Source organism: Kitasatospora sp. NBC_01266 (genome assembly GCF_036242395.1).
GTDB lineage: Bacteria > Actinomycetota > Actinomycetes > Streptomycetales > Streptomycetaceae > Kitasatospora.
Map to the genome: position 1 here is coordinate 2516268 of NZ_CP108458.1, position 15880 is coordinate 2532147.

Annotated in this window: 15 protein-coding genes; 6 read left to right on the forward strand and 9 right to left on the reverse strand. The window is 73.4% G+C overall.

Annotation, left to right across the window (positions count from 1 at the left end):
• Positions 1 to 23: 23 nt before the first annotated feature.
• A complete protein-coding gene (locus OG403_RS10540; protein ID WP_329563466.1) occupies positions 24 to 1970 on the forward strand; it encodes an anthranilate synthase family protein in 1947 nt (648 codons plus the stop codon).
• Positions 1971 to 2110: 140 nt separating this feature from the next.
• Complete coding sequence (locus tag OG403_RS10545; RefSeq protein ID WP_329563468.1) at positions 2111 to 2767, forward strand: NADPH-dependent F420 reductase; 657 nt, start codon at positions 2111 to 2113, stop codon at positions 2765 to 2767.
• 17 nt (positions 2768 to 2784) lie between these two features.
• Here OG403_RS10545 and OG403_RS10550 read toward each other — a convergent pair whose 3' ends face one another.
• The 3 genes from OG403_RS10550 to OG403_RS10560 are packed head-to-tail and all read right to left on the reverse strand — an operon-like array spanning position 2785 to position 5490.
• The gene (locus OG403_RS10550) at positions 2785 to 3483 is read right to left on the reverse strand and encodes a response regulator transcription factor (protein ID WP_329563470.1); all 699 of its coding nucleotides are present in this window, start codon (positions 3481 to 3483) and stop codon (positions 2785 to 2787) included.
• Positions 3483 to 4640 carry a MacS family sensor histidine kinase gene (gene macS / locus OG403_RS10555; protein ID WP_329563472.1) on the reverse strand — a complete coding sequence of 386 codons (1158 nt, stop codon included), beginning with the start codon at positions 4638 to 4640 and terminating at the stop codon, positions 3483 to 3485. Before macS ends, OG403_RS10550 begins: the two co-directional genes overlap by 1 nt.
• Positions 4641 to 4683: 43 nt before the next feature.
• Positions 4684 to 5490, reverse strand: a complete 807-nt coding sequence (locus OG403_RS10560; RefSeq protein ID WP_329572237.1) for a lysophospholipid acyltransferase family protein — start codon at positions 5488 to 5490, stop codon at positions 4684 to 4686.
• Positions 5491 to 5675: 185 nt separating this feature from the next.
• Here OG403_RS10560 and OG403_RS10565 point away from each other — a divergent pair, with 185 nt between their 5' ends.
• Positions 5676 to 6458 carry an alpha/beta hydrolase gene (locus OG403_RS10565; protein WP_329563473.1) on the forward strand — a complete coding sequence of 261 codons (783 nt, stop codon included), beginning with the start codon at positions 5676 to 5678 and terminating at the stop codon, positions 6456 to 6458.
• Positions 6459 to 6484: 26 nt separating this feature from the next.
• A complete protein-coding gene (locus tag OG403_RS10570; RefSeq protein WP_329563475.1) occupies positions 6485 to 7009 on the forward strand; it encodes a hypothetical protein in 525 nt (174 codons plus the stop codon).
• Positions 7010 to 7054: 45 nt separating this feature from the next.
• On the opposite strand, the gene OG403_RS10575 is transcribed toward OG403_RS10570, so the two are convergent.
• From OG403_RS10575 to OG403_RS10595, 5 genes are all read right to left on the reverse strand, one after another.
• Complete coding sequence (locus OG403_RS10575) at positions 7055 to 7810, reverse strand: endonuclease/exonuclease/phosphatase family protein (RefSeq protein ID WP_442910897.1); 756 nt, start codon at positions 7808 to 7810, stop codon at positions 7055 to 7057.
• Positions 7811 to 7920: 110 nt separating this feature from the next.
• Entirely contained in the window at positions 7921 to 8865 is a 945-nt protein-coding gene (locus OG403_RS10580) for an ROK family glucokinase (protein ID WP_329563478.1), read from the reverse strand.
• A gap of 189 nt (positions 8866 to 9054) precedes the next feature.
• Positions 9055 to 9300 (reverse strand): DUF5304 family protein, encoded by a 246-nt coding sequence (locus tag OG403_RS10585; protein ID WP_329563480.1) that lies wholly within the window; start codon positions 9298 to 9300, stop codon positions 9055 to 9057.
• A gap of 100 nt (positions 9301 to 9400) precedes the next feature.
• Positions 9401 to 10579, reverse strand: coding sequence for an ArsA family ATPase (locus tag OG403_RS10590; protein ID WP_329563482.1), 1179 nt, complete (start codon positions 10577 to 10579; stop codon positions 9401 to 9403).
• Between the two features lie 9 nt (positions 10580 to 10588).
• Positions 10589 to 11041 (reverse strand): SRPBCC family protein, encoded by a 453-nt coding sequence (locus OG403_RS10595; protein WP_329563485.1) that lies wholly within the window; start codon positions 11039 to 11041, stop codon positions 10589 to 10591.
• Between the two features lie 315 nt (positions 11042 to 11356).
• On the opposite strand from OG403_RS10595, the gene OG403_RS10600 reads away from it, so the two are divergent.
• A complete protein-coding gene (locus OG403_RS10600; RefSeq protein WP_329563486.1) occupies positions 11357 to 13147 on the forward strand; it encodes an AMP-dependent synthetase/ligase in 1791 nt (596 codons plus the stop codon).
• Between the two features lie 12 nt (positions 13148 to 13159).
• On the opposite strand, the gene OG403_RS10605 is transcribed toward OG403_RS10600, so the two are convergent.
• The gene (locus tag OG403_RS10605; protein ID WP_329563488.1) at positions 13160 to 14299 is read right to left on the reverse strand and encodes a glycosyltransferase family 4 protein; all 1140 of its coding nucleotides are present in this window, start codon (positions 14297 to 14299) and stop codon (positions 13160 to 13162) included.
• Positions 14300 to 14474: 175 nt separating this feature from the next.
• Between OG403_RS10605 and OG403_RS10610 the strand changes: the two genes are divergently transcribed.
• Positions 14475 to 15872, forward strand: coding sequence for a glycosyltransferase family 87 protein (locus tag OG403_RS10610; protein ID WP_329563489.1), 1398 nt, complete (start codon positions 14475 to 14477; stop codon positions 15870 to 15872).
• Positions 15873 to 15880 lie beyond the last annotated feature (8 nt).

The following is a 15880-nucleotide window of genomic DNA, read 5'->3' on the forward strand; positions in this document are numbered from 1 at the left end:
CGCCTCCCGGAAGGACACCGACGATGACCGGTCCCAGCGCCGCCGACCTGCTCGCCCGCCTGACCGCCCCCGGCGCCCCCGCCTTCGCCCTGCTGCACCGCCGCACCCCGCGACTGGCCCCGGACACCGTGGAGGTGCTGCTCGGCGAGGTCGGCCACTACGAGACGCTGGCCGAGCTGCCGCTGCCCACCGGCGCCCCCGCCGACGGCCGCCCCCGGCACGACCTGCTCGCGCTGGTCCCGTACCGGCAGATCCGCGAGCGCGGGTTCACGGCGCACGACGACGGCACCCCGCTGCAGGCCCTGCGGGTGACCGAGCAGTACGCACTGCCGCTGGCGCAGGTGCTGGCCGCGCTGCCCCAGCTGCCGGTGACGCTCACCGACGGCGCCTTCGACCTCGACGACGAGCAGTACGCCGCGATCGTCCGGCGGGTGATCGAGGACGAGATCGGGCGCGGTGAGGGTGCCAACTTCGTGATCCGCCGGGACTTCCACGGCACGCTGGCCGACTTCTCCCCCGCGCTCGCGCTCAGCCTCTTCCGCCGCCTGCTGGCCCAGGAGCGCGGCGCGTACTGGACCTTCCTGGTGCACACCGGGGAACGCCTGCTGGTGGGCGCCTCCCCCGAGGTGCACGTGCGGCAGAGCGGCGGGACGGTCGTGATGAACCCGATCTCCGGCACCTACCGCTATCCGGCCGGCGGCCCGACCCTGGAGTCGCTGCTCGCCTTCCTGCACGACCCCAAGGAGCTGGAGGAGCTCACCATGGTGGTCGACGAGGAACTGAAGATGATGTGCACGGTCGGCGACCTGGGCGGGCAGGTGCTCGGCCCGCGGCTGAAGGAGATGGCCCACCTCGCGCACACCGAGTACGAGCTGCGCGGCCGCACCTCGCTGGACGTCCGCGAGGTGCTCAAGGAGACCATGTTCGCCGCCACCGTCACCGGCAGCCCGGTGCAGAACGCGACCCGGGTGATCCACCGCTACGAGAGCAGCGGGCGCGGCTACTACTCGGGCGCGCTCGCGCTGATCGGCCGCTCGGCCGGTGGCGGGCAGCAGCTGGACTCGCCGATCTGCATCCGCACCGCCGACCTCGACCCGGCCACCGGCCGCCTGGTGGTCCGGGTCGGCGCCACCCTGGTCCGGCACTCCGACCCGGCCGGCGAGGTGGCCGAGACGCACGCCAAGGCGGCCGGCGTGCTGGCCGCGATCGGCGCGCGGCCGGTCCCGACCGGACGCCGCTCGCACGGCGGCGGGCCCCGGCTGGCCGAGGACCACCGGGTGCAGGCGGCGCTGGACGGGCGCCGCGCCGACCTGGCCCCGTTCTGGCTGCGGATGCAGCAGCAGGTCCTGCCCGACCAGCCGCTGGAGACGCTGGTGGTGGACGGCGAGGACACCTTCACCGCGATGCTGGCCCACCTGCTGCGCTCGCTCGGCCACCGGGTCTCGGTGCTTCGGCACGACACCCCCGGACTGCGCGAACGGGTCGCCGCGCACCGCGGTCCGCTGGTGCTGGGCCCGGGTCCGGGTGACCCGGCGGACGGCGCCGACCCGAAGATGGCGCTGCTGCGCCCGATCGTCGCCGAGGCGCTGGCCGCCGCCCGCACCGGCACCCGCACCGCACCGCTGCTCGCGGTCTGCCTGAGCCATCAGCTGCTCAGCGCCGAACTGGGCCTCGGGCTGCGCCGCAAGGCCGAGGTCTACCAGGGCGCCCAGGAGACCATCGACCTCTTCGGCACCCCGCACACCGTCGGGTTCTACAACACCTTCACCGCGTACTGCTCGCAGGACCAGGCCGACCGGCTGGCCGCCGACGGCGTCGAGGTGGCCCGCGACCCGCTCACCGGCGACGTGCACGGACTGCGCGGAGCAGGCTTCGCGAGCCTGCAGTTCCACCCCGAGTCGGTGCTGACCCGGGACGGGGTGACGGTGGTGGCCGAGCTGCTGCACGGCGCGGTGGCGGCGGCGCGCTGAGTCCGGAAACGGACGCGAACACGGCGGGTCCGCAGGGGTGTTGCGGACCTGCCACAGTGCCCGGCGTCACCTACCACCGTGCACCCGGCCACCTGCGGCGGCCGCCGCGCTACCGTACGGTCCGCGGCAGGATGATCACCATGCGTATTGGGATACTCGGCAGCGGGTCGGTAGGACAGACCCTGGCCAACAAGTTACTGACCCTCGGACACGAGATCACCCTCGGCTCCCGGAGCGGGTCCAACCAGACCGGCAGCGCCTGGGCCCAGGCGGCCGGCCCGCACGGGCAGAACGGCACCTTCGCCGACGCCGCCGAGTTCGGCGAGCTGGTGATCAACGCCACCCTCGGCACCGGTGCGCTCGCCGCCCTGGAGGCGGCCGGCGCCAAGGCACTGGCGGGCAAGGTGCTGGTGGACGTCTGCAACCCGCTGGTCTTCGCCGAGGACGGCACGCTCAGCCTCGACCCGGTGAACACCGACAGCGTGGGCGAGCAGATCCAACGCGCCTTCCCCGACACCCGGGTGGTCAAGGCGCTGAACACCCTGTCCGCCCCGGTGATGGTCGACCCCACCCGGGTCCCCGGCCGGCACCAGCTCTTCATCGCGGGCGAGGACGCGGGGGCCAAGCAGGAGGTCGTCGCGCTGCTGGAGTCCTTCGGCTGGCCGGGCGCCGACATCGTGGACCTGGGCGGGATCCAGGCCGCGCGCAGTCTGGAGATGCTGATGCCGTTCTGGGTGAACCTGTGGCGGCACTACGGGCACACCGACTTCAACTACAGCTTCCAGATCGGCGGCTGACACCTGCTCGAAGCCGTTCACGCCAGGTCGTCATCGATCCCCCACTCGATGGCGTACCGCACCAGTTCGACCCGGTTGTGCAAGTGGAGCTTCCCGAGGGTGTTCTGCACGTGGTTCTGCACCGTGCGGTGCGAGATGACCAGCTTGGCGGCGATCTGACGGTAAGAGAGCCCCTTCGCCACCATCCGCAGCACCTCGGTCTCCCGCGCCGTCAGCCGCGGCACCGGCACCCCGGCCGGACCCGGGCGCCCCTGGTCGACGGGCTCGGCGGCCAGCCGCCGGAACTCGCCGAGCACCAGGCCGGCCAGCCCCGGAGTGAAGACCGCCTCCCCCGCCGCCGTCCGGCGCACCGCCTCCAGCAGTTCCTCGCGCCCCGCCGACTTCACCAGGTACCCGCTCGCCCCGGACTTCACCGCCGCCAGCACGTCGGCCTGCTCCCCGCTCGCGGAGAGCACCAGGACCCGCAGACTCGGATCCCGGGCCAGCACCTGGCGGCAGACCTCGGCCCCGGGCAGCAGCGGCAGGTGCAGGTCGAGCAGCAGCACCTGCGGCCGGCTCGCCGCCGCCCGGCGCACCGCCTGCGCGCCGTCCCCCGCCGTGGCCACCACCTCGAAGCCCGCCTCGGCCAGGTCCCGGGCCACCGCCTCCCGCCACATCGGATGGTCGTCCACCACCATCACCCGCAGCCGCCCACCGAACACCTGCCCGCCCGCCATCAGCCCTCGCCCTCCCTGGGCACCCGCAACTCGATCTCGACGCCCTCGCCCGGCGCCGAGCTGAACTCCGCCGTGCCGCCGAGGTCGCGCAGCCGGCCCTCGATCGACTGGGCCACCCCCAGCCGCCCGTCCTGCCGCGCCCGGGCCAGTCGGCCGACCGCGAACCCAGGTCCGTCGTCGCGGATCGAGACGGTCACCGCGGCCGGTTCGTCCTCCAGCAGGATCCACGCCCGGGCGCACGGCCCGGCGTGCTGCCGCACGTTGTCCACGGCGGCGCCCACCGCCGCCGCGAGTTCCGCGGCCACCTGGCCCGGCAGCAGCACCGGGGTGGCGGGCGCCGCGACGGTGATCCGCTCGTCCGCGTGGCCGGTGAGCAGCTCGCGCAGGTCGCACCCCTCGCCGCGGGTCCCGGCCGGGAGCTGACCGCTGGTCATCAGCGCCCGCAGTGCCCGCTCCTGCTCCCCGGCGAGCTGTCCGAGCCGCTCGTCCACCGCGCCGGCCCGCCGCCGCACCAGCGCCAGCACCTGGAGCACCCCGTCGTGGATGTCGCGGGAGAGCCGCTCCCGCTCGCGGGTCGCCGCGTCCACCCGCAGCGCCTCGCTCAGCGCGGCCTCGCTCGCCCGGGCCAGCTCCATCACCCGGCCGATCGCGCAGCCGACCACCAGCAGCAGCACGCAGTTGTGCACGTTGTCCAGGGTCAGGCCGCCGTGGCCGAGGATGTTCGCGGCGGCGATCGCCAGGCCCGCCGAAGCGGCGAGCCGCCAGCCGCCCTTGGCCCCGAAGCCGAGCACCGTGCAGGCGGCCCAGATGGTCGGCAGGGTCAGCACGCCGGCCGCGGTCTGCCTCGGGGTGTCGACATAGCCACTCAGCACGATCCCGCCGACCGCCATCGCCAGGTCGACGCCCAGCAGCGGCCAGGAGCAGCGGGCCGGGTTGCCGAAGGCGCGCACGGTGGCCAGCGTCCAGAGCACCAGGGCGCCCAGGTAGAGCCAGCCGGCCACCGGGTGCCGCACGTGCGGGTAGAGCAGGAAGAACCGGAGCAGCGCGTAGGCCAGCGCGAGCACCCGCGACCAGCTGATCGCCCGCCAGAGCGGCAGCTCCACCGACATCCCGCCGGCCGTCACCGCCGCGCCCGGGCCGCCGTCCGGCAGCGCCATCGCGCGCTCTCCCCCCCGGTTCCCCCGCGCCGCCGAGCGGCCGCTACGCGTCGCCCGACTCCTGCTTGCCCTGCTCCTGCTCCTGCTTCTCGAGCTCCTGACGCTCCTTCTCGGCCGCCTTCTCCGCCGCCCGCTCCGCGCGCTGCTCGGCCCGGCGCTCGGCGTCCGCGCGCTTCTTGTCCTCGGCGATCTGCCGCTTGGCGGCGGTCGCGTAGATGTCCACGTACTCCTGGCCGGAGAGCCGCATGATCTCGTACATCACCTCGTCGGTGACCGAGCGCAGGATGAAGCGGTCGTTCTCCATGCCCTGGTAGCGGGAGAAGTCCAGCGGGCGGCCGATCCGGATGCCGGGGCGGATCCCGAAGTTGGGGACCACCTGGCCGGGCGGCTGCACCTTCTCGGTGTCGATCATCGCCACCGGGATCACCGGCGCGCCGGTCTGCAGCGCCACCCGGGCCAGGCCGCCGACCTTGCCCCGGTAGAGCTTGCCGTCGGGCGAGCGGGTGCCCTCGGGGTAGACGCCGAACAGCTCGCCGCTGTCGATCACCGCGATCGCGCTGCGGATCGCCGCCTCGCCGGCCCCGCGCACACCGGAGCGGTCCACCGGGAGCTGGCCGACGCCCTTGAAGAAGGCGGCCGTCAGCTTGCCCTTGAGTCCGGGCGTGTTGAAGTACTCCGCCTTGGCGATGAAGGTCACCCGACGCTTCATCAAGGCGGGCAGGAAGAAGGAGTCCGAGAACGAGAGGTGGTTGCTGGCGATGATCGCCGGGCCCTCGTCGGGGATGTTCTCCGCACCTTCCATCCACGGCCGGAAGAAGATCCGCAGCATCGGTGCGACGATCATCTTCATCAGTCGGTAGAACAACCCGGACCTCCTGTATTGCAGACCGGTCGATCCTAATGCCCCGACGGCCCCCTCGATGCACCGGTGCGGCGGCGCCGTGCGACCGCGAGGGTCTGTACGCCCCGCCGACCCCGTGCAACGATGGCCGCGGCCCTCGCCTTCTCCGCAGGAATCACCGAAGGAGCCCCCGGATGCCGCTGCTGCCCGGTGCCGAGCCCTACCACCATCGTGGTGGCCCGGTCGGCGTGCTGCTCTGCCACGGCTTCACCGGCTCCCCGCAGTCGTTGCGCCCGTGGGCCGAGTACCTGGCCGAAGCCGGTCTGACCGTGGCACTGCCGCTGCTGCCCGGCCACGGCACCCGCTGGCAGGACCTCCAGGTGACCCGCTGGCAGGACTGGTACGCCGAGGTGGCCCGCGAACTGCTGCTGCTCGCCGACGAGTGCGAGCAGGTCTTCGTCTTCGGCCTCTCGATGGGCGGCTCGCTGGCCCTGCGGCTGGCGGCCGAGCACCCGGAGCTGGTGTCCGGGGTGGTACTGGTCAACCCCTCGGTGCGCGCCGACAACCCGGCCACCGCGCTGCTCCCGGTGATCCGCCACCTGCTGCCCAGCCTGCCGGGCATCACCGGCGACATCGCCCGGCCCGGCGCCGCCGAACTCGGCTACGACCGCATTCCGCTGCACGCCGCCTGGTCGCTGGCCCAGCTCTGGCGCACCGTGCAGCAGGCGCTGCCGCAGGTCGGCCAGCCGGTGCTGCTGCTGCGCAGCCCAGGGGACCACGTGGTCTCACCGGCGAACTCCGCCTTGGTCCGCGCCCGGATATCCTCGGTCGATGTGACGGAGCGGCTCTGCGAGCGCAGCTACCACGTCGCGACCCTGGACCACGACGCCGAACTGATCTTCGAGGAGTCCCTCGGGTTCGTCCGGCGGCTGACCGGGGTCACGCAGGGCACCGAGGCCACCGACCAGCGGGGCTGAGGGCCACCAGGACCGAAGGGCCGGCAGTGCACGAGCACGAGAACAACACGGCGGGCGACGACGAGGACCGCCCCCAGGAGAGCGAGCAGCGCCCCACGCCCGCGCCCGGCAGCCAGGCCGAGCAGGATGCGATCTTCGCTGCGCTGGTCGCGCAGTTCGACGACCCGGTGGACCTCAACCGCCCGGACTGGCCCGAGATCGAGAACCTGCGCGCGAAGAACCCGCCGGCTCCCGCGCCGGTCACCGCCACCGTCCAGCCTCCCGGGCCACGCGACTGGTCCGCCGCCGACGACCCTGACGAGGGCCATTTCGTCCCGCCCGAGCCGCCGCCGCTGCCGGCCGCCGACACCACCACCAAGTTCGCCTGGATCGCCGTCCTCGGCGGCCCCGCGCTGCTCCTCTTCGACGCCCTGGTCTGGCGCCAGGTCTCCGGCTGGCCGGCCTGGGTCGGGCTGACCGCCTTCCTGGGCGGCTTCACCACCCTGGTCGTCCGAATGAAGGACCGCGACCCCGACGAGCCCCAGGACCCGCACGGCGGCGCGGTGGTGTGAGGCGGCACCAGCGGCACCGGCCGCACCAGCAGAACTGACGGACCGTCAGGCAGTGGCTCCGGCCGGCACCCGCAGCACCGCCACCACCGGCAGGTGGTCGGTGGCCGCCAGCAGCTCGGCCACCGGCAGCGGCGGCACCCCGCAGGCGAGCACCTCGATGCCGGGCGAGGCGAAGACCGCGTCCAGCCGCTGCAGCGGGTCCCCCGGACGCGAGGTGTACTCGCCGCCCCACGGCTTGACGGCCCAGCCGTCCTGGTAGCGCTCGGCCAGCGCGGTCCAGCCCGGGTCCTCCGGATGCTCGTTGAAGTCCCCGGCGATCACCGAGAGTTCGCGGATCGCCGCCTGCGCGTGCAGCAGCTCGAACTGCTGCGCCCGCTCGGGCCCGATGAAGCTCAGGTGACAGCTGGTCAGCGCGAACGGCCGGGCACGGCCGAGCCGCACCACCGAGCTGGCGAAGCCGCGCGCGTGCCAGCCGCGGTGCTTGGGGAGCAGCAGGTCGTGCCGGCTGAGCACCGTCACCCCGAGCCGCCCGAGCAGCAGCGGGCCGGCCGCCGTGCGCCCGCCACCGGAGAGGATCACGGTGCCGGTGTTCCGGGCCAGCCAGGCGGCCTGGCCCTCCGGCCGCCAGTAGCGCGGCGACTCCTGCACGCAGACCAGGTCCGGCTCGCAGGCCCGGATCACCCGGGCCAGCGCCCGGCGGTCGTCGCGCTGCGAGCGGATGTTGTAGCTCAGCACGCGGACCAGTTCGGCACCGTCGGGCTGGGGACCGGAGGGCGGCAGGTCGAGACTCACCCCGGACACGCTACCGGCTCCGCCGAGGCGGAGCCGGTGGTATCGCGAGGTACCGCCTCGATGTCCGACGCGGCGTCAGGAACTGGCGTGACGTCAGAAGCCCTGCCCGGATCCGGGGATCAGCGGGTGCGCGCCAGGTCGCCCGCGCCCACGATGCCCGCCGAGGACCCCATCGAGGCCAGCACCACCTCGGCGCGCGGCCGGTGCGCCCCGCCGGTCAGGTACTTCTCGTAGTCCTTGGCCACCGGGTCGAGCAGCAGCCGCCCGGAGTCCGAGACGCCGCCGCCGAGCACGAAGACGCCCGGGTCGAAGAGCGCGGCCAGGTCGGCCATCCCCCGGCCCAGCCAGTCGGCCAGCTCCGCGTAGCACTCCAGCGCCAGCGGGTCGCCCTCCTCGGCGGCCTGGGTGATGTGGATGCCTCGCAGCGTCTCGGCCACCCCCTCGTTGAGCGCCAGCATCCGCCCGCCGCGCTCGGGGTCGGCCGCCGCCTTCTCCCGGCCGTAGCGGCGCAGCGCCCGCCCGGAACCGTACTGCTCCCAGCAGCCCTTGCCGCCGCAGCCGCAGAGCAGGCCGTCCGGGACCATGTTGAGGTGGCCGATCTCGCCGGCCACGCCGAACCGGCCGCGGTGCAGCCGCCCGTCGAGCACGATGCCGCCGCCGATCCCGGTGCCGACGGTGATCAGCACCATGTCGGTGTGCTCGGCCGCCGCCCCGAACCGGAACTCGGCCCAGGCCGCGCAGTTGGCGTCGTTCTCCACCACCGTGTCGAGGCCGGTCAGTTCCTCGATCCGGCCGCGCAGCGGCTCGTTCTCCCAGGCGATGTTGGGCGCGAAGATCACCGTGGAGCGGTCGCGGTCCACGAAGCCGGGCGCACCCACGCCCACCGCCTCGACCTCGGCGAACTGCTCCTTGAGTTCGCGCACGGCCTGGGCGATGGCATCGACCGCCCACTGCGGGTCGGCCGGGGTGGGAACCCGGGTCCGGGCCAGGATCTCGCCGTTCTCGTCGACCACGCCGGCCGCGATCTTGGTGCCGCCGACGTCGACGCCGATGGTCAGAGCCATGTGTCCCTCAGTCATTCGCTCGTGCCCGATGGGCGGAACGGTACCCGCCCGGCCGTGCTCCCGTACACACCTGGCCATACATTATCCGAAGACAAGGCGCCGGAAGCCTCGCCGGAAGGCTTCAAAAGTCGTACGATTCGGGGCAGACGGTAGTACCAGCACACCACTGGGTGACGAGGCCGGACGGCCTCAGTCGTCCAGGTCGATCCGTTCGGAATCCGCCGGGTCGGGGGCCGACCAGCGGCGCTCATGACCGGCCACGGCGGCCCGGTAGGCGGCCAGCAGCTCACCGCCGGCGGCGGCCAGGTGAGCGAAGACCTCGGGGTTCTCCGCCTTCACCCGGGCGAACGCCCGCTCGGCCCGCTCGCCCACCGCCGAGGCCAGTTTGCGCGCCTCATCGACCAAAGGGTTGTCGACAGGATCTGAACTGTTCATGACGCGCGCCTCCTGGTGCCACCGCGGCGGTCGGCGCCTGTGCGGCGCACCCGCCCGTACCCCGCAGACGCTACCGGGTCACCCCGTCGCACCGGGGCGGTCAGCGCGCGCTGGGCCAGAGGTCCGGGTCAGGAGCGAAGCGCAACGTCAACTCCCCGTCACGCAAGGCCGCTCCGGCCACCGTGCAGCGCCGCAGCGCGCCGGGCAGCGGCAGGATCCGGCGGTACGGACCCAGGCCCACCACCAGTTCGTCGCCCCGCCGCATCAGCTCCAGGTCGGCCCGTTCGGCACCGGGCGCGGCCAGCCGCCAGAGCAGCACGCCGTCCTCGGCCAGCCGGTCCTCGGCGGTCCACGGCCAACGCGCGGGTGGCTGCGGGCCGTCGCCGTCGCGGTCGCCGTACAGCTGCGCGGCCAGCGCCGGCAGGTCCGCCGCCGTGCGATCCGCCGTCAGCAGCGGCACCGCGAGGTCGATCGCGGCCAGCCGCTCGCGCTCGGCGGCGGCCTGCCCGGCCAGCCAGCCGTCGGCCGAGTCCAGCGCCGCCGCGGGCAGCGCGCGGTGCGCGACCACGGCGTCCAGCCGGTGGCCGAAGAGCGCGAGTCCGGCGGCGGCCCGGCGCACGCCGGGCACCGAGCAGGAGCCGGCGTCCACGACCAGGCGCACCGAGGTACGGGCCGACTCGATCACCGCGCGGGTGGCGGCCAACTCGCCGGCCACCCAGGAGCGGGCGGCGTAGAGCCAGTCGGCGGGCATCGGCACTCCGGCCACGGCGGCCAGCAGCGGGCGCAGCGCCCGCGCCGCCTGGCGCTGCTCGGGCAGCAGCCGGGCCAGGTAGCGGTCCAACTGCTCGGGCAGCGCCAGCGCGGCGGTCAGCTCGGCGGGCGGCGGGGCGGCGGCCACCACCAGGTCGTACTGCTCGGCCGGGACCTGCAGCGCGCGCAGCAGGGCGAGTTGACGGGTGCCGGGCAGCGCGGTCAGCTCGTCCGGCTCCAGCGGTTCGACGCCGAGCAGGTCGAAGCCGGTGCGCAGCTTGCCGTCCAGGCCGGCCAGCGCGCTGCGGAACGCCTGCTGCTCATCGATCCGGGCGGCGGTCAGCCGCTGCGCCACGGGCTGCGCGGCGGGCCCGAGCCGCACCGCCAGCGCCTCGTCGACCAGCCGGTGCGGGTCGTCGGCCGCCAGCAGCAGGGTGCGCAGGCCGCGTCCGGCGGCGTGCAGCGCGGTGGCGGCGGCCACCTCGGGCACCGCGTTGGCGTCGCCGGTGACCAGCACCGTCCGGGTCACGACGAGGCCCTAGCTCGCCGCGCTGCTGGGCTTGCTCTCCACCCGCTTCTTCAGACCGGCCAGCGCCCGGTCGATGATCACCTTCTCGGCCTTGCGCTTGATCATGCCGAGCATCGGGATCTTGACGTCCACCGCGAGCTGGTAGCTGACCTCGGTCCCGCCGACCGCCGGGGCCAGCGCGTAGGAGCCGTCCAGCGAGCGCAGCATCTGGCTCTTCACCAGGGTCCAGGAGACCTCGCGGTCGGCGTCCCAGGTGTAGGCGAGCACGTGCTCGTCCCGGATCGCCCCGGCGTCCAGCAGCAGCCGGACCTGGGTGGCGCGGCCGTCCTCGCCGCGGCCGAGCACCTCGATCTCCTTGACCTCACCCGTCCACAGCGGGTACGCCTCGAAGTCGGCGATCACCGCCATCACCTCGGCCGCCGTCGCCTCGATGACGATGCTCGACCTGGTGTGTTCCGCCATGGGTGGGCCTCCGCGTTGTCCCGTGCCACTCGTCAGGTGCGCTCGACAGCTGCGCTCGAAGTCGTTCCGGTGCTCTCGACGTCGTCAAGTGCCCTCGAAGGCTATCGCGGCTGCCGGTGGCCTCGGCCCCATGGGGCGCTGCCCAGCGGGCTACCCGCGGGTCACTCGGCCGCTGTCGTAAGGTGCGTCTCGAAACGATCAGTGGCTCACCCAGGGGTGTGACACTTCGAACAGAGCGGCTGACCCCCCTACCCGAATCTCGCTACCGGGCAGTAACGTCCTGCCGTCCCGCAGCGTCGCAGACGAGGAGCAGCAGTGCTCGACTTCAGCCTTCCGGCCCGTTACCAGGTGCCGAGTGGTGGCAACCTCTCGGACCTGGTCCACCAGAACGCCATCGAGCACCCCCGGGTCGCCGTGGTCAGCCGGAAGCTGGAGGGCCGCTGGCAGGAGGTCACCGCCGCCGCGTTCCTCACCGAGGTGCACCGCGCCGCCAAGGGCCTGATCGCGGTCGGCGTCCAGCCGGGCGACCGGGTCGCCGTGATGTCGCGCACCCGCTACGAGTGGACGCTGCTGGACTTCGCGATCTGGTGCGCGGGCGCGATCACCGTGCCGGTGTACGAGACCTCCTCCGCCGAGCAGGTGCAGTGGATCCTCAGCGACTCCGGGGCGGTCGCGGTGGTCACCGAGACCGACAGCCACGCCGCCGTGGTCGAGTCGGTCCGCGACCAGTTGCCCGAGCTGAAGCACACCTGGCAGATCGAGCACGGCGCGCTGGCCGAGCTGGCCGCCGCCGGCAGCGCCGTGCCGGACGCGACGGTGACCGAGCGCCGTTCCATCCCGACCGCCGACTCGATCGCCACCATCGTCTACACCTCGGGCACCACCGGGCGCCCGAAGGGCTGTCAGCTCACCCACGGCAACTTCCTGGCCGAGTGCGGCAACGTGGTCCACCGGATGCCGGAGCTGTTCCGCACCGGCGACAGCTCGGTGCTGCTCTTCCTGCCGCTGGCCCACGTACTGGGCCGGATCGTCGAGATCGCCGCCGCGCTGGCGCCGATCAAGCTGGGCCACGTCTCGGACGTCCGGGACGTCACCGCCGAGCTGGCCGCCTTCCGCCCGACCCTGATCCTGGGCGTGCCGCGGGTCTTCGAGAAGGTCTACAACACCGCCCGGGCCAAGGCCCAGGCCGACGGCAAGGGCAAGATCTTCGACCAGGCCGCCGCGACCGCGATCGCCTACAGCCGCGCGCTGGAGCAGGGCGGCCCCGGGCTGCTGCTGAAGCTCAAGCACACGGTCTTCGACAAGCTGGTCTACAGCAAGCTGCGGGCCGCGCTCGGCGGCCGGGCCACCCACGCGATCTCCGGCGGCGCACCGCTGGGCGAGCGGCTGGGCCACTTCTACCGGGGCATCGGCTTCACCGTCCTGGAGGGCTACGGCCTCACCGAGACCAGCGGGGCCACCGCCTTCAACCCGCACGACCGGCAGAAGATCGGCACCGTCGGCCAGCCGCTGCCCGGCTCCGCGGCCCGGATCGGCGAGGACGGCGAGGTGCTGCTGAAGGGCCCGCAGGTCTTCACCGGCTACTGGAACAACCCGAGTGCCACCGCCGAGGCGCTGGACGACGGCTGGTTCGCCACCGGCGACCTGGGCAGCCTGGACGAGGACGGCTACCTGACCATCACCGGCCGCAAGAAGGAGATCATCGTCACGGCCGGCGGCAAGAACGTCGCCCCCGCGGTGATCGAGGACCGGATCCGGGCCCACGCGCTGATCGGCGAGGTGATGGTGGTCGGCGACCGCAGGCCGTTCATCGGCTGCCTGGTCACCATCGACGAGGAGTTCCTGCCCAAGTGGCTGGAGCTGAACCACCGTCAGCCCGCCACCCTGGCCGAGCTGAAGGACGACCCGCAGCTGCTGGCCGCCGTTCAGGAGGCGGTGGACGAGGGCAACAAGGCGGTCTCGCACGCCGAGGCGGTGAAGAAGTTCCGGATCCTGGACATCGACTTCTCCGAGGCCAACGGCTACCTGACGCCCTCGCTCAAGCTGAAGCGCAACGTGGTGCTGAAGGACTTCGCCGCCGAGATCGAGGCGCTCTACCAGAAGTAGCGGGCGCCTTCGTCACTCGCCGGCGAGCAGGTCGGTGAGGCGCTGGGCCAGCAGGTCCCAGCGCCAGGCGTCCTCCACCCAGCGCCGCCCGGCCTCGCCGAGCTTGCGGCGCAGCGCCGCGTCGCCGAGCAGCCGCACGATCCGCTCGGCGGCCGCGCCGGGCGAGCCACCGGACACCACGTAGCCGGTCTCGCCCTCCAGCACCGCGTCCGGCGCGCCCCCGGAGTCACCCGCCACCACCGGCAGCCCGGTGGCCGAGGCCTCCAGGTAGACGATGCCGAGCCCCTCCACGTCCAGCCCGCCGCGCCTGGTCCGGCAGGGCATCGCGAAGACGTCCCCGGCGCCGTAGTGGGCCGGCAGCTCGGCCCACGGCACCTCGCCGGTGAACCGCACCGAGCCGGCCACCCCCTTGGCGTCGGCGAGCTTGCGCAGGTCCGCCAGGTAGGGCCCGCCGCCGACGATCAGCAGCACCGTGTCCGGCTCGGCGGCCAGGATCTGCGGCAGCGCGGCGATCAGGGTGTCCTGCCCCTTGCGCGGCACCAGCCGGGAGACGCAGACCACCACCGGCCGGTCGGTCAGGCCGAGCCTGGCCCGCACCTCGGCGCCGCCCGAGTCCGGGTGGAAGGTCCGCTCGTCCACCCCGGGCGGCAGCTGCGCCATCCGCGCGGCCGGGCCCGGGCCCACCGCCCGGGCGATCCGCGAGCGGGTGTACTCGCCGAGGTAGGTGAGGGTGTCGGTGCCCTCGCCGATCCGCCGCAGCAACTGGCGGGCGACCGGCAGCTGGGCCCAGGCGGCCTCGTGCCCGTGCGTCATGCCGAGCAGCCGACGCGCACCGGCCCGGCGCAGCGCGGGCGCCATCAGGCCCAGCGGCGCGGCGGCGCCGAACCAGACGGTGTCGCACCCCTCGGCCCGCAGCAGCTCGGCGGCCCGCCGGGTGACCCGGGGCGTGGGCAGCAGCATCGTGCTCCGGTCCCGGATCACCGGGAACGGCTGCTCGGCGTCGAACCGGGCGACCTCGCTGCCGTCGCGCCAGGATGAGGCATACACCACAATCTCGCCCAACGGCTGGCGAATCGCCATGTTGTGGACGAAGGCCTGGATTCCGCCTGGGCGCGGGGGAAAGTCGTTGGTCACCACAAGGGTCTTCGGCATACTGTCCACGGCTCGCTCGGTCGGGGGGTGCTCGGTTCACCGCTCGCTGATCCGTACCATAGGTCACCATGCCGATTCGGCGGGAACGGATGAAGGGTCCGGAACCGTTTCCCCCGTGGCTCTGTCCTAGTCGACACGGGTTCAGACGGGTGCGCGCAGCTAACGAGGGAGCACAGTGGAGTTGGCCAACGACGGCCCGGCCGACCAGCACGGCAGCAGCGGCGGTGGGGGCCTGGCCCTGGCCGCGCCCCCGAACCCGGGTGCCACCGCGGTGACACCCCCCGCGCCCCCGCGCGGCGCGGCCTGGCGGGTCGGCGGCGGCTGGCTGCTGACCCGGGTCCTGCTGGTCCTGATGGTCACCGGCGTACTCAAGATAGCGCCGCTGGACGTGACCACCGATGTCTCGGTGATCTACCACAGCTGGTTCAAGGTGCTGCAGACCGGCACCTTCCCGATGGACGACGTCACCTGGCAGTACCCGCCCGGCGCCGCGCTGGTGATCCTGGCCCCCGGGCTGCTGCCGTGGTCCTACCTGACCTCCTTCTTCGTGCTCTGCGGCGTCTTCGACACGCTCGCGATCACCATGCTGCTGCGCACCGGGCTGCGGCGCGGGCGCAGCTTCGCCGGGGCCTGGGTCTGGGTGCTCGGGGTGCCGCTGCTCGGTCCGACCGTCTACTGCCGCTACGACATCCTGGTCACCGCGATCGCCATGACCGGGCTGCTGGTGATCCTGCGCCGACCGGTGCTGGGCGGCTTCCTGCTGGGCATCGGCGGCCTGATGAAGCTCTGGCCGCTGCTCGGCCTGGCCGGCACCCCGCGCGGCCGGCGGACCCGGCGGTCCTGGACGGCGGCGGTGGGCTCGGTGGCCAGCCTCGCCTTCCTGCTGGCGGCGGGGATGAACGGGGCCTTCCAGTTCCTCACCTTCCAGGCCGATCGCGGCATCGAGGTGGAGTCGCTGGGCGCGCTGCCGCTGCACTTCGCCAAGCTGTTCGGCTTCTGGCACGGCGCGGTGACGATGAACTACGGCTCGGTGGAGTTCCTCGGCCCGTGGGTGCCGGTGATCTCCAAGGTCGCGATGGGCGCCACCGTGGCCGGCTTCGGCTGGCTGCTCTACTGGCGGCTGCGGGCCCGCCGCTGGCAGCCCTCCACCACCTATGACGCGGCCCTGGCGGCGCTGCTGATCTTCACCGTGACCAGCCGGGTGATCAGCCCGCAGTACCTGGTCTGGCTGGTCGGCCTGGCGGCCGTCTGCCTGACCGTGCGCGGCACCAGCCAGCGTCCGGTGGCGGTCATGGTCCTGGTCGCGACGGTGCTGACCACGCTGGAGTTCCCGATGAACTTCGGCCAGGTGGTCAACAGCACCGGCTGGGGCGTCACCATCCTGACCGCCCGCAACCTGACCATGCTGGCCGCCACCATCGTGTCCTGCCAGCGGCTCTGGCGCTCCACCCAGGGCCCGGCCCCGGCCGTCGCCGAGGAGAGCGAGGCGCCGACCGAGCCGGAGCCGAAGTACCCGGTGCGCCCGGGGATCGCCTACGAGCAGAGCCTGCTGGACGACATCCAGCACGGCTGACGGATCGC